The 14,010-nt window shown below is 63.9% G+C and carries 12 protein-coding genes; 5 read left to right on the top strand and 7 right to left on the bottom strand.

Annotated features, from left to right (window positions below):
- Positions 1 to 223 precede the first annotated feature (223 nt).
- Positions 224 to 1,696: a DASS family sodium-coupled anion symporter gene (locus tag GGD62_RS03375; protein WP_183707038.1), complete on the bottom strand. Its 1,473-nt coding sequence runs from the start codon at positions 1,694 to 1,696 to the stop codon at positions 224 to 226.
- Between the two features lie 111 nt (positions 1,697 to 1,807).
- On the bottom strand, positions 1,808 to 2,614 hold the full coding sequence (locus tag GGD62_RS03370; protein WP_183707037.1) for an enoyl-CoA hydratase/isomerase family protein: 807 nt from the start codon (positions 2,612 to 2,614) through the stop codon (positions 1,808 to 1,810).
- Between the two features lie 121 nt (positions 2,615 to 2,735).
- On the opposite strand from GGD62_RS03370, the gene nthA reads away from it, so the two are divergent.
- The 4 genes from nthA to GGD62_RS03350 all read left to right on the top strand — a co-directional run bounded on the left by nthA (position 2,736) and on the right by GGD62_RS03350 (position 6,253).
- Positions 2,736 to 3,371, top strand: coding sequence for a nitrile hydratase subunit alpha (gene nthA, locus GGD62_RS03365; protein ID WP_183707036.1), 636 nt, complete (start codon positions 2,736 to 2,738; stop codon positions 3,369 to 3,371).
- The gene (nthB, locus tag GGD62_RS03360) at positions 3,368 to 4,030 is read left to right on the top strand and encodes a nitrile hydratase subunit beta (protein ID WP_018320448.1); all 663 of its coding nucleotides are present in this window, start codon (positions 3,368 to 3,370) and stop codon (positions 4,028 to 4,030) included. The genes nthA and nthB overlap by 4 nt, the downstream gene beginning before the upstream one ends.
- Positions 4,027 to 4,404, top strand: a complete 378-nt coding sequence (locus tag GGD62_RS03355; RefSeq protein WP_183707035.1) for a nitrile hydratase accessory protein — start codon at positions 4,027 to 4,029, stop codon at positions 4,402 to 4,404. The genes nthB and GGD62_RS03355 overlap by 4 nt, the downstream gene beginning before the upstream one ends.
- 124 nt (positions 4,405 to 4,528) lie before the next feature.
- Positions 4,529 to 6,253 (top strand): hypothetical protein, encoded by a 1,725-nt coding sequence (locus GGD62_RS03350; protein ID WP_183707034.1) that lies wholly within the window; start codon positions 4,529 to 4,531, stop codon positions 6,251 to 6,253.
- Positions 6,254 to 6,351: 98 nt separating this feature from the next.
- Here the strand turns inward: GGD62_RS03350 and queC are convergent, their stop codons facing one another.
- A complete protein-coding gene (gene queC, locus GGD62_RS03345; RefSeq protein ID WP_183707033.1) occupies positions 6,352 to 7,065 on the bottom strand; it encodes a 7-cyano-7-deazaguanine synthase QueC in 714 nt (237 codons plus the stop codon).
- 125 nt (positions 7,066 to 7,190) lie between these two features.
- Here queC and mazG point away from each other — a divergent pair, with 125 nt between their 5' ends.
- Positions 7,191 to 8,045 (top strand): nucleoside triphosphate pyrophosphohydrolase, encoded by an 855-nt coding sequence (gene mazG, locus GGD62_RS03340; protein ID WP_183707032.1) that lies wholly within the window; start codon positions 7,191 to 7,193, stop codon positions 8,043 to 8,045.
- Positions 8,046 to 8,204: 159 nt separating this feature from the next.
- Here the strand turns inward: mazG and hflX are convergent, their stop codons facing one another.
- The 4 genes from hflX to GGD62_RS03320 form a co-directional block, all read right to left on the bottom strand.
- The gene (hflX, locus tag GGD62_RS03335; RefSeq protein ID WP_183707031.1) at positions 8,205 to 9,584 is read right to left on the bottom strand and encodes a GTPase HflX; all 1,380 of its coding nucleotides are present in this window, start codon (positions 9,582 to 9,584) and stop codon (positions 8,205 to 8,207) included.
- A gap of 11 nt (positions 9,585 to 9,595) precedes the next feature.
- The gene (gene hfq / locus GGD62_RS03330) at positions 9,596 to 9,844 is read right to left on the bottom strand and encodes an RNA chaperone Hfq (RefSeq protein WP_007591126.1); all 249 of its coding nucleotides are present in this window, start codon (positions 9,842 to 9,844) and stop codon (positions 9,596 to 9,598) included.
- 312 nt (positions 9,845 to 10,156) lie between these two features.
- A complete protein-coding gene (locus GGD62_RS03325) occupies positions 10,157 to 11,527 on the bottom strand; it encodes a sigma-54 dependent transcriptional regulator (RefSeq protein ID WP_018320442.1) in 1,371 nt (456 codons plus the stop codon).
- An 18-nt stretch (positions 11,528 to 11,545) separates the two neighbouring features.
- Positions 11,546 to 13,942, bottom strand: a complete 2,397-nt coding sequence (locus tag GGD62_RS03320) for a PAS domain-containing sensor histidine kinase (RefSeq protein WP_179730487.1) — start codon at positions 13,940 to 13,942, stop codon at positions 11,546 to 11,548.
- Positions 13,943 to 14,010 lie beyond the last annotated feature (68 nt).

Below are 14,010 nucleotides of genomic sequence, written 5' to 3'. Positions count from 1 at the left end.
CTTGCCCGCCTGCCCTTGGGCGTACGGGAACCGGGTCGCGTCGAGCGACGGGGTGAAATCGCGGTGAGGGTTCGCGAGGAACGCGCTGCACCGCAGCACGCACCATCGCCCTTTCAGGACTGTGTTGCAATGTCAGATATTCGGAAGGAGTTGGACGAAGTTTTCCCAAACTCTCCCCGGAGAAGAATATTCCTCCACCGGGGCTATCAGCGCCCCACCCGGCTCATCCCATCTGCAACCAGGGCAGCACGATCAGCAGGAGCCCGGCGAAATAGAGCAGCCCGAAGATCAGGCCAAAACCCCAGAATTGGCCCTTTCCGATATAGCCGCTGCCGAAATACATCGGCGCCGGTCCGGTCGCGTAAGGCGAGATCACGCCCATCAGGCCGAGCGAGTACATGCAGAGCATCGCGAGTGTCGTGACCGGCAGATCGGGGATGCCCGATCCGACCGCGAGCACGACGGGTAGCACGGCGGCGGCATGCGAGGTGATGCTCGAGAAGAAATAGTGAATCCAGAAGAACAGCGCGACCAGCAGCAGCATCGCCGTCGACGGCGACAGCCCGGTGAGCGGTTTTGCGTATTCGGTCGCGAACCATTTGATGAAGCCGATCTCGTTGAGGCCGGAGGCCAGCGTCAGCAGCGAGGTGAAATAGAAGAACACCTCCCAGGCGCTCTTCTCGCTGACAATGTCGGCAAACTCGATCACGCCGGTCACCAGCATCAGGGAGATCACGATGAACACGACGGTGGTGGCATTGACGAAGTTCGAGCCGAGCACGGGAATGTGGATGTCCGGGCTGGAGCCCGCGATCCACAGGAACATCGCGAGCACGATCAAGCCGAGCATGATCCACTCGTTGCGCGACATCGGGCCCATGGCGCCGAGCTCTTTCGCGGCCCATTCGGAAATCTCGGGGCTGCTTTTCACCTCCGGCTGGCACACCAGATAGCTGAGCAGCGGCACGAGCACCATCAGCAGGATGCCGAGCGGCGCGAAGCCGAGAAACCACTGGCCCCAGCTGACCTCGACCCCGGCGGTCTTCTTGGCGATCGCCAGCGCCGCCGCGTTGGGCGCAAGCGCGGTGAAGAACAGCGAGCTCGTGACGGCGGTCGCGGCAAAGGCGGTCCACATCACGTACGTGCCGATCCTGCCGGCGGTCGGCCCCGGCTCGGAGCCATAGATGCGCGGGATGTTGCTGATGATGGGATAGACGATGCCGCCGCTGCGCGCGGTGTTCGACGGCGTCGCCGGCGCGAGCAGGAAGTCGGACATTGCCACGGCATAGCCAAGGCCGAGCGTGTTGCGGCCAAGGCGCTGCACCAGCACCAATGCAATGCGCCGGCCGAGCTGGCTCTTGCGATAGCCGATCGAGAACACGAAGGCGCCGACGATGAGCCAGACCGTGCTCTCGGCAAAGCCCGCCAGCATCCAGCGCAGCGACTTGGTCGGATCGGGGTCGATATAGCCGGCAACGCCCGCGACCGTGAGACCGATGAAGCCGACCGCGCCCACCGGCATCGATTCCAGGATGAGCCCGGTGATGACGGCCTCGAACACGGCGAAATAGTGCCACTGATTGACATTGAGCCCTGCAGGCACCGGCCACAGATAGATCACCAGCCACACCGCGAGCGGCGCGACCAGTTTCCAGCGAAAGCCTTTCGCCTCCGGCGCCTGTGAGCTAGCAGTCATGGACCCTCCCCTCGATCGTCGTTGCCTGTGCGGCCCGTGCGCGCAGCCTGCTCTTGTCCCTGCGCCGCGTATAGGGACTGCCGGTTGTGCGATCAATGGCCGGGCATAGATCTAGCGCCCCTTGAAGCGCGGCTTGCGGCGGCCCAGGAACGCCTCGACGCCCTCCTTGTGATCCTCGCTGAAGCTGGCGAGCGCGAACTGGTCGACGTCCATGTGGCTGGCGACATCGTCCAGCGCATGCGCAAGCCGGTTGACGGTGAGTTTCGTCATCGCGACCGAGAGCGGCGGCTGCGCGGCGACCTTCCGGGCGAGGTCCATGGCGGCCTCGAAGGCATGGCCGGGATCGACCACCTGCTCCACCAGGCGCCATTCATGGGCCTCATCCGCTGAGATGCGCTCATCAGCCAGGATCACCGCCTGCTTGGTGCGGGCGGGCCCCATCAGATGCAGCATGCGCGGGATGCTCTGCCAGCTCATGTTCATGCCGAGCCCGATTTCGGGCACGCGCAGATGCGCATCGCGGCCCATGATGCGGAAGTCGAGCGCGACGGCGAGGGCCACACCGCCGCCGACACAAAAACCCTCGATCGCCGCGATCGTGATCTGCTCCATCTCCTGCCAGGCGTGCGTTAGACGCGGCCCGAGCTTGAGGTGCCGCCGCAGCGTGCCGAGGTCCATCTCCTTGCGCGAGCGCCCCTCGGCGTCCTTGAGGTCGAAGCCGGCGCTGAATGCGCCCGAGCTGCCGGTCAATACGACGACCGACGTCGCGGCATCGTCCTCGAAGCTGCGCGCCGCCGCGGTCAGCTGCCGCAATGCCTCGGGTGACAGTGCATTGATGCCGTCACCCCGATCGAAACGCACCACCGCAATCCGCCCCTCGGGCCCGAGGCCCCTTTCGATCTTCACGTAGTCCGTCACCAACGTCTCCCCGTCTGCTCTGCCGCGATGCTAGCCTACATCCGGCCTCACGAATATGGGACCCGGATGCGCCGCAGCGGATACTCGACAGGCCTGGGCCATTGCGCCTATCTTCGACGTCATGAGCCACGATCACGACCATCACCACCACCACGATCACGACCATTCCGAGCTGTCGGAGACCGAGCTGCGCGTGCGCGCGCTCGAGACGATCCTGACCGAAAAAGGCTATGTCGAGCCGGCCGCGCTCGACGCCATCATCCAGGCCTATGAGACCAAGATCGGCCCGCACAACGGCGCACGCGTCGTCGCCAAGGCCTGGACCGATCCGGCGTTCAAAAAGGCATTGCTGGAGGACGGCTCCAAGGCGATCGGCACGCTCGGCCATGTCAGCCGCGTCGGCGATCATCTCGTCGTGGTCGAGAACACGCCCGCGCGTCACAACATGGTCGTGTGCACGCTTTGCTCCTGCTACCCCTGGGAAATGCTGGGCCTCCCGCCGGTCTGGTACAAGGCGGCGCCCTACCGCTCCCGCGCGGTGAAGGATCCGCGTGGCGTGCTCGCCGATTTCGACGTCACCCTGCCGAAGGACATCGAGATCCGGGTGTGGGATTCCACCGCCGAGACGCGCTTCCTGGTGCTGCCGATGCGCCCCGCGGGCACGGAGGGCTGGAGCGAGGAGCAGCTCACCGAGCTCGTCACGCGCGATTCCATGATCGGCACCGGCTTCCCCAAGACGCCGGGAGCGCCGTCATGAACGGCGTGCACGACATGGGCGGCATGGACGGTTTCGGCAAGGTCGAGCCGGAGCCGAACGAGCCGATGTTCCACGAGGAGTGGGAGTCCCGCGTGCTGGCGATGGTGCGCGCGATGGGCGCGGCCGGCGCCTTCAACATCGACACCTCGCGCTTCTATCGCGAGACGTTGCCTCCGCACGTCTATCTGTCGAGCTCCTACTACAAGAAGTGGTTTCTCGGGCTCGAGGAGATGCTGGTCGAGAAGGGTTATCTCACCCGCGAGGAGGTCGCCGCCGGCCACGCGATGCAGCCGGCAAAGGCGCTCAAGCACGGCAGGTTCGATCTCGCCAATGTCGAGCGCGTGATGGTGCGCGGCAAGTTCGCTCGCCCCGCCCCGGCCCCGGCGAAGTTCAAGATCGGCGATCGCGTGCGCGCCAAGAACATCCATCCGGCCACGCACACGCGGCTGCCGCGCTATGTGCGCGGCCATGTCGGCGTGGTCGAGTTGAACCATGGCTGCCACGTGTTTCCGGATTCGGCGGCGATGGAACTCGGCGAGAACCCGCAATGGCTTTACACGGTGGTGTTTGAGGGCCGCGATCTCTGGGGCGAGGATGGTGATCCCACCTTGAAGGTCTCGATCGACGCGTTCGAGCCCTATCTGGATCCGGCGCAATGAGTGGTACCGCTGCTGCCGCAGCCACCGCGGCCATACCCAGCATTCCGCGCGATGACGACGGCCCGGTGTTCCGCGCGCCCTGGGAGGCGCATGCGTTTGCGATGGCCTTGAGCCTGCACGAGCGCGGCGTGTTCACCTGGCCGGAATGGGCAGCCGCCTTGGCCTCCGAGATCAAGCGCGCGCAGGCGGCCGGCGATCCTGATACGGGCGAGACCTACTATCTGCACTGGCTCGCCACGCTGGAGGGTCTGGTCGCGCGCAAGGGTGTCGCCTCGACGGAAACCCTGCACCGCTACCGCGATGCCTGGGACCACGCCGCCGACCGCACCCCCCACGGCAAGCCGATTGAGCTCAGGCCGGAGGATTTTGGCTGAGCAGGCGAAGCTCGGCTACTTCAGATTGCCGACAAAAAGACCCTTCAAATTCATATCAGTGGTTGTAATATCGCGGCGCACACGAACGCTTATTTCAATCAAGAATTGCGTTTTGGGGGGCATTATGTTCGCAAGGATCGCGGCTTTTGTGTTGCTGCTTATCGCCATTTCCGCCTTTCCGACTCCAAGCCAAGCAGCGTGCAACGTTCCTGAATGGCTTTGTCTGGACAAGACACCTCGGAAGGACACCAATCTTCAGCAGATCGTCGCAGACCGTTCTTCCGTTCTCTACAAGCCGGGCGAGGTCGCAGACTTCAGCTACGCGGACATCAAGATAGACTGCAATTCCGCAGGGCTTGAGCGCTTCGCACGGCAGTTTGTCGATCGCGCCTGGTCCGTCGGCCTGCTGTCCGAGAATCGCGAATTCGCTCTTTCGGTCGACATCGAGCAGATCAGCAGGAACTCCGCCGATCCACCCAAGCCGCTCACTTATCTGATCGCGCAAATCAAGCGCGATGCCGGCGGGAATACCACGGTGACCGGCTGTGACAGTTTTCTTGCAACGAACATCTCGTTCAATTCGACGCTGAAGCTGAAATTCAAGCTGCTGCAATCGAAGACGACGACCGTCAATCCATCGACTTACAGTGCCATCCGCATCGTTTCGAAAGTGCTCGGTTTCGTTTTCGCCGGTCCTGGTGGTGCGGCGATCGCAGCAGAAGCGACAAAGATCAGCGACGCCATCAAGGACAACAAGAGCGATATCGATGAGATCGTGAAAGCGTTTGACGAGGTCAATACGCAGCAGCCCATGGCGACGTTCGACGTCAACGAAAAGAGCGTGACGCTCCTTCTCTCCGACAGTTCGAAATTCACGATATCTCGAATCGGCAAACGTTCTGCTTTCCTGACGTTCACCGGCCCCAAGCTGAATGCGCCGGGCGCTCCGCTCCAGAAGCTCATATCCGAGAAGACCGGGATCGACATTGCGGCCTATCTTACGACCAAGGCAGGCAACTGGGACACGATGGTCATCAGCACCGATGTCAACACGTCGAGGACGGGATGCGGCAAGATCCGTGAAGCGCTCGGGTATCTCTTCACGAAGGAAGAGATGATAGTCATTCTTGCCAAGGAGTTCGACAGGTTTGGAGACGCTACGATCAAGGACCTGAAGGACCCCTGCTTCAGGGCGATCGAACGCGAGGCTCTCAAGACGATGGGGTTGACAGATCCCCTCTCCGCCCGCGCGGCTCCGCAAGAGAACAGTGGACCCGCGCGAGATCCAGCAAAGGACGCTGCGGACCCGATCCGCTGGAGCTCGATCAGGGAGTTTCTCAACGAATTTGGCCGCACGCTGAGCGCAATCTCCGCGGCAAATCTCTCACCTGAAGTTCGTGCCAGAAAACTGGCACCCTACTTCGATGCAAGGGTTGCGACCGAATCGTTCGATGCGCCTGACCTCCTGCCGTCCAGCACCGGCGTGCTCAGGGATTCTCTTGCGGCGAAGATCGTGGGCTGGCCGATTGGTGCGTCGATACGGTACGGATGTTTCCTCGCTCCGGACAAGCAGCTTCTCACAAAGTATTCGGCGCAGATGCTGGTCTTGCTCGATTCCGGAGGTGGTAACCAGAGACTCGTCAATGTCATCGTGGGCTTCACGGATCCCAAGGCTACCAATGTCGACGGACTTCTGATTGGGAATATGCTGATCGAAAAGCCGACCGCGGCGAGCCTGTCGGCCATCTCGACCGCCTATAAATCAGGCTGCGGTGATCGTTCAGATCCATGGAAGCCCTGGGAAGAGATCAAGACAAGCTTCGTGTTTCGGACGCCGCCCTTCGGCTGACGTCCATGCCCTCGGGCAAGTGACGTGAAGTCTTCAGGAAGGGTCGGTCCCGTAACGCGCGATCGACCCGTTGCTTGGGACGCATGTCGGGGATGACGCTACCTCCCCGCCACAAACTCCCGCCAGCCCTTCGCCCGCAGGCTGCATGCCGGACACTCGCCGCAGCCATAGCCCCAATCATGCTGCGCGCCGCGTTCGCCGAGATAGCAGGTGTGGGAATGCTCGCGGATCAGATCGACCAGCCCGTCGCCGCCGAGATCCTGCGCCAGCTTCCACGTCGCGGCCTTGTCGATCCACATCAACGGCGTGTGCAGCTCGAATTGTCTGGCCATGCCGAGCGACAGCGCGGCCTGCATGGCGCGGATGGTGTCGTCGCGGCAATCGGGATAGCCGGAATAATCCGTCTCGCACATGCCGCCGACGATGTGGGTGATGCCGCGCCGGTAGGCCAGCGCCGCCGCGAAAGTCAGGAACACCAGGTTGCGGCCGGGCACGAACGTATTCGGCAGGCCGTCGGCGCCCATCGCGATCGCGACGTCACGCGTCAGCGCGGTCTCGGACACCGCGGCCAGCGTCGGGATCGACAGCGTATGGCTCTCGCCGAGCTTCGCGGCCCAATCGGCGCGCAGCGCCTTCACCCCGTCGAACAGCCGCCCACGGCAGGCCAGCTCAATGGCATGGCGCTGGCCGTAGTCGAACCCCAGAGTCTCCACGCGCGAGAAGCGGCTCAGCGCCCAGGCGAGGCAGGTGGTGGAATCCTGGCCGCCGGAAAACAACACCAGCGCGGTTTGTGATGAAAATGCGTCACTCATGGCCCGCGCTTTAGCACTGCGCAGACCGCCCGCCAATCGGTGGAAATCGGCCTGTTCCGCGCCGCCGCGCTGGGAACGGCGGGCTCCTTTTGGCATAAGGTTTTGGAGCCAGGAGAGCGCCCGCAATGACCCCTTCCCGCGACATTTCCCGCCTGATCGAGATCATGGCGGCGCTGCGCACGCCGGTGACCGGCTGCCCCTGGGACCTCGAGCAGGATTTTGCGACCATCGCGCCCTACACGATCGAGGAGGCCTATGAGGTGGTGGACGCCATCAGCCGCGGCGATCTCGACGACCTCAGAGAAGAGCTCGGCGACCTCCTGCTCCAGGTGGTGTTCCACGCCCAGATGGCCTCGGAGCAGAACGCCTTTGCGTTCGGAGATGTGGTCGAGGCGATCACGCGAAAAATGATCCGGCGCCATCCGCACGTCTTCGCCGACAAGGACGGCAATCTCGCCTCCTCCCACGTCAAGGAAGTCTGGGACCGCATCAAGGCCGAGGAGAAAGCCGAGCGCGCCGCGCGCCGGCCGCCGGAGGACGCGCCATCTCACAAATCGCTGCTGTCAGGCGTGAAGGCCGGCCAGCCCGCGCTGACGCGCGCCATGGAGCTGCAGCGCAAGGCCTCCACCGTCGGCTTCGACTGGAACGACCCGCGCGCGGTGCTGCAAAAGATCCGCGAGGAAGCCGACGAGATCGAGGCTGCGCTCGACCGCAACGACAAGCAGGAGATTGCGGAGGAGACCGGCGACCTGATGTTCGCCCTCGTCAACCTCGCCCGCCATGTCGACGCCGATCCGGAGGCCGCCTTGCGTGCGACCAACGCAAAGTTCGAGCGGCGCTTTGCCTATATCGAGCGCGCGCTGGAAGCGCAGGGCCGGACGCTGGAGCAGGCCTCGCTGGCGGAGATGGATGCACTGTGGAATGCGGCGAAGGGTGATGAGCAATCGGCGCAGGAACGGCGCAAGGAAGCGAGCCGCTAATTCTGCTGTCGTCTTGGCGAAGGACAATTCGTAGGGTGGGCAAAGGCGCGCACTTCGCGCGCCGTGCCCACGCCTTTCAACAACGGGCAAATGGTGGGCACGGCGCTCACGCGCCTTTGCCCACCCTACGAGGGCTGCGTTTGTCCGAGACGACAGCTGTTACGCAGGAAGGCGCGGCACCGCATCAAACCGCGACACCACGATATCCCGCTTGGTCTCGTCCACCCGCACGGTCATATCAAAACGGCCGTCGTGCAGCTCTTTCGCCAGCACCTCGGCATTGCGGTGCAGCCAGCTGATGCCGGCGCCGTCGGCGGCGTCGATCGAGAGATCGAGCGTGGTGCGCTTGGCCGCCAGCCGCTGCTCGATTGCGGCGAGCAGCGCGTCGACGCCCTCGCCTGACACGGCCGAGACCAGCATCGCCGGATGATCCTCCGGCCTGCGTGCGGCGATGTTCAGGAGCTCTTCGCGCTGCTCAGAATCGTAGCGGTCGATCTTGTTCCAGACCTCGATGATGCGGCCGGAATCATCGGGGTTGATGCCGAGCTGGCGCAGCACGGCGTCGACGTCGCTCTGCTGCGCCTCAGCATCTTCATGGGATATGTCGCGCACATGCAGGATGACGTCGGCCTCCAGCACCTCCTCCAGCGTGGCGCGGAAGGCGGCGACGAGCTGGGTCGGCAGGTTGGAGATGAAACCGACGGTGTCCGACAGCATCGCCTTGCCGCCATGCGGCAGGTTGAGGGCGCGCAGCGTCGGATCGAGCGTGGCGAACAGCATGTCCGCGGCCTGCACGTCGGCACGCGTCAGGCGGTTGAACAGCGTCGACTTGCCGGCATTGGTGTAGCCGACCAGCGCGACGACGCGATATGGCACGCGCTGGCGGCCGGCACGATGCAGTCGCCGCGTCGCCTGCACCTTCTTCAGCTCACCCTCGAGCTTGGAGATGCGCTCCTGGATCAGGCGGCGGTCGGCTTCGATCTGGGTCTCGCCGGGACCGCCCATGAAACCGAACCCGCCGCGCTGGCGCTCCAGATGGGTCCATGAGCGCACCAGGCGTGAGCGCTGGTAGTTGAGATGCGCGAGCTCGACCTGGAGCGAGCCTTCCTTGGTCTTGGCGCGGCGGCCGAAGATTTCCAGGATGAGGCCGGTGCGGTCGAGCACCTTGGCGTGCAGTTCCTTTTCGAGGTTGCGCTGCTGGATCGGTGCCAGCGCGCAGTCCATCACCACGAGCTCGACGTCGAGGCTCTTGGCCAGCGCCGCGATCTCCTCGACCTTGCCCTTGCCGATATAGGTCGCGGGCCTGATCTGGCTGATCGGCGTGATGATGGCGTCGGCAATGACGAGATCAATCGCACGCGCGAGGCCGGCGGCTTCATCGAGCCGGGCCTCGGCGTTGCGCTGGATATGAGTCTCCGATTGCGCGTCGGCACCGCCGCGCACCCGCAAATAGGGGCCGATGACAAGCACCCGCCCCGTCTGCTTAGCCCCTGCCGACCGCGGACGGTCGGCATCCCCGTCGAAATTCCGGGGTTCCAATCAGATCACTCTCAAGCCGGCTGATCCTCGCCGCCTTCGAACAACTGGATCGGCGCACCCGGCATGATGGTCGAGATCGCATGCTTGTAGACGAGCTGCGAATGACCGTCGCGCCGAAGCAATAGACAGAAATTGTCGAACCAGGTCACGATGCCCTGGAGCTTCACTCCGTTGACCAGAAAGATCGTCAGTGGCGTCTTGGTTTTGCGAACGTGATTAAGGAAGGTGTCCTGTAGGTTTTGTGCGCGGTCTGCCGCCATTGTTTTTTTCTCGCTTTGAGTTTCTTTTTATTGCGCCGGTTGCGGCCCTCTTTGTGAAGTTCGGAGCCTCTCCCGGTTGCCGTTCCTCATGAGATCCCCCTCGGAAGGAACAGCTGTGCAATTAGAGGACAGGTGGACCTATTAGGCAAGCCGCTTCACGCGGCAGCGGGCGCCGTATTGCCCCGAAAAACTACGGAAATCGATGAATTTCCTCGTTTTATTCAAAGGTGTCGCCGCAACGTCGCGGCGTTAGATCTTGTTCTGACGGCGTTTTCCCAATGCGAACCGGTACCCGCTTCGCACCAACACGCGCTAGCCGACACCGAGCGCTTTCAACTTTCGATGCAGCGCCGACCGTTCCATGCCAACGAACTCGGCCGTGCGAGAAATATTTCCTGAAAAACGGCTGATCTGTGCAATCAAATAGTCGCGCTCGAACACCTCGCGCGCCTCGCGCAGCGGCAGGCCCATGATGTGCTCGCCATTGTTGCTGGTCGGCATCGCCGGCACCATGGAGCCGACGTCCTGCGGCAACATGTCGGCCGTGATGATGACCTCCGGCCCGCCGGCGGCGAGAATCATGACTCTTTCAACGTTGTTGCGGAGCTGGCGCACATTGCCCGGCCAGACATGCGATTGCAGCACCGCCATCGCGTCCTGGCCGATCTGCCGCTTGGGCAGGCCGCTACCGGCCGAGATCTGCTCCATGAAATAGTCGATCAGTTCCGGGATGTCCTCGCGCCGCTCCGACAGTGCAGGCACGCGGATCGGCACCACCGAGAGGCGATGATAGAGGTCCTCGCGGAAATGGCCGGCCGCAATCTCCTCTTCGAGATTGCGCGCGGTCGAGGAGATGATGCGGACGTCGACCTGCACCTTGGCGGTGCCGCCGACGCGCTGGAACGATTGCTCCACCAGGACCCGCAGGATCTTGTTCTGGGTCTCGCGCGGCATGTCCGCGATCTCGTCGATGAACAGCGTGCCGCCATGGGCTTCCTCGAGCGCGCCCGGCTTGCGCGCCTGTTCGCCGTTGGACTGCTCGACGCCGAACAGCTCGTGCTCCATGCGCTCGGGCGTGATCGCGGCGGCGTTGATGACGACGAAGGGACCGTCGGCGCGGCCCGAGGCCGTATGCAACGTGCGCGCCGTCAATTCCTTGCCGGCGCCGGCGGGGCCGACGATCAGGATGCGGCTGTTGGCCTTGGCCGCGCGCTCGATGGTCTGGCGCAGCTGGTTCATGCTCGGCGAGCGGCCGACGAGCTGGCTTGCGCTCGGCGCCAGCTGCTTCAGCTCCTTGACCTCGCGCTTGAGCCGCGAGTTCTCCAGCGCCCTGGTCGCGACCAGGATCAGCCGGTCTGCCTTGAACGGCTTCTCGATGAAGTCGTAGGCGCCGCGCTTGATCGCGGCCACCGCGGTCTCGATGTTGCCGTGGCCGGAGATCATCACGACCGGCAGGTCGGCATTGTCCTTCTTGACCTGCTCCAGGAGCTGCAAGCCGTCGAGCTTGGAGCCCTGCAGCCAGATGTCGAGGAACACCAGATGCGGCCGCCGGTTGGCGATTTCAGCCAGTGCAGAGTCGCTGTCGCGCGCAGTCCGCGTGACAAAACCCTCGTCCTCGAGAATGCCTGCGACGAGATCCCGAATATCGGCCTCATCATCGACAATCAGAATTTCACTTGCCATGGGTCGCGCCCTGTCTTGTCAGCTGCCTGTTGAGGCTTCGATTTTCGTTGAATCATTGGTCTTTTCAGCGGCCTCTTTGGTTTCGGCCGCCAGCTCTTTTGTTTCCTGCGCCGGGTCCTTGACAGGAGCGCCGGCCTCTTCGCCGGTTGCGTCCTTGACCGCGGCCGCCGGGGCCTGCTCGGCTCCCTCGGACTTCGCCGGCTGGCCGGAGACTGCGAAGCGCATCCGCATCCAGGCGCCGCGCTGGCCCTCGCGGAAGTCGGAAGCATCCTTCAGCTCGATGCGCCCGCCATGGTCTTCCAGCACGCGGCCGACGATCGCAAGGCCAAGGCCGGTGCCTTTGGCGCGCGTCGTGACATAGGGCTCGAGCAGCCGCGAGCGCGCGACCTTGGGCAGGCCGATGCCGTTGTCGATGACGTCGATCAGAACGTCCTCGCCCTCGCGCGACACGACCACGTCGATGCGGCCTTTGCCCAGCTCCTCCGGCGGGACCTGCTCGATCGCCTCGGTGGCGTTCTTGACGATGTTGGTGACGGCCTGCGAGATCAGCCGCCGGTCGAACTGGGCGCGGAGCGGATCGTCTTTGAATTCGGCCTCGATATCGATCTCGGGATGGGCGACCTTCATCAGGAACACGGCCTGCCGCACGGTGTCGGCGACGTCCTCGCCTTCCATCACCGGCTTCGGCATCCGTGCAAAGCGCGAGAACTCGTCGACCATGCGCCTGATGTCGTCGACCTGGCGCACGATGGTGTCCGTGCACTGCTCGAAGATCTGCTTGTCCTTGGCCTCGGTGATGCCCTTGCCGAATTTGCGGCGAATGCGCTCAGCCGAAAGCTGGATCGGCGTCAGCGGGTTCTTGATCTCATGCGCGATGCGGCGCGCCACGTCGCCCCAGGCCGAGGTGCGCTGCGCCGAGACCAGCTCGGTGATGTCGTCGAGCGTGATGATGTAGCTGTCATGCGGCTGGTTCTTCTCGGCGCTGACGCGGACCGAGAGATTGCGCTCGGTGCCGTCGCGGGTGATCGTGATCTGGCCCTGCACCAGACGCTGGCTCCCTTCCCGCGCCGCCTTCATCATCTCGTCCAGCTCGGGCAGCACGTCGGAGAGCGGATGACCAAGCGTCTCCGCCTCGGAGTGCCCGATCAGTTTCTCGGCCGAGCGGTTCAAAATGCCGACGCTGCCGGAAGCATCGACGCCGATGATGCCGGCGCTTGCGGAGGACAGCACCGCTTCGATGAAGCGACGGCGGCTGTCGATCAGGTCGCTAGCGTTGACGAGCTCATCGCGCTGGCTGCGCAATTCCTGCGTCATCTTGTTGAAGGTCTCGCCTAACTGCGCGAGATCGCCTTCCGACTGGTGCACCGGCACCTGGACATGGAGGTCGCCGGTCGAGACCGTGTGGGCCGCGTTCATCAGCCGCCGGATCGGCGAGACCAGTGAATTGGCGAAGTTCAGGCCGATCAGCACCGAGGCCATCAGGATGGTCAGCGCGATCACGGCGAACATCAGCGCAAAGGCAACCTGGATGCCGAGCCGGCGCGACTCGATCTGGGCGTATTCGGCGACGCTGACCTCGGTCTGCTTGAGCTGATTGACGACGTTCGGATCAAGCGGACGGGCGACATAGAGGAAGGTGTCGCTGAAGGCGCGCAGCCGGATCACCGCGGCCACGAAGCTCGCATCGGGAAGGACCGCGATCTCGGGCTCTGACTCGTTGACGTTGCTGAGGAAGTCGGACGCGGGCGGCGAATAGGCGAGCCGCATGCCGGTGTCGGCGGATTCCAGGATGTTGGTGTTCTTGTCGATGATCATCGCGCCCGGCAGGTTGCGGGAACTGGCGCTGGCGCTCAGCATCTCGCGGAACGAGCGGCGATCCTGGTCGTAGAGCGGCCGGGCATGCGCGATGTCGTTGGCCATGCCGAGAATGTCGCCGCGGATCAGCTGCGCATGGTCCTGCATATAGGCCCGCGCGATCGTCAGCGAATTCTGGATCACCTCTTTGGTCGGGCCGGAGAACAGCCGGTCGAGGCCGCGTTCGATGGTGACGTTGGCGACGACGGCGACCAGCACCGCCGGCAGCACCGCCACGATCGAGAACAGGCTGACGACCTGGACATGGAGCCGCGCCGCCGCCCTGCCCCGCCGCCGCGCCAGGATCAGCTGCCAGAGCTCGCGGATGATGATCCCGACCAGCAACAGGATCGTGGCCGCGTTGGTCAGGTAGATCGAGCGGACCACCGCCGGCGTCGGCTCGATCGTGGTCAGGCCGGTCAGAACCAGAAAGGTCAGGAAGGCCGAGAGCAGCGCCAGCGCCACGGCAAAGGGCGCCAGCCAGCGCCGCGCCGACCAACGCCGGGGCTCTTCCGCTGGTGTCGTGTCAAAGTGTGCGGCCGAGGTGTCTGCGCTGGTCATTCCGGCAATAGTGGTGCTGAAAACGGGTCCGCGATGGGCGGATACTGATGTATTCGTACCACATTGTT

The organism is Bradyrhizobium sp. ERR14, from assembly GCF_014198235.1.
Lineage (GTDB): Bacteria > Pseudomonadota > Alphaproteobacteria > Rhizobiales > Xanthobacteraceae > Bradyrhizobium.
This window is presented reverse-complemented; position numbering and strand designations above follow the sequence as displayed.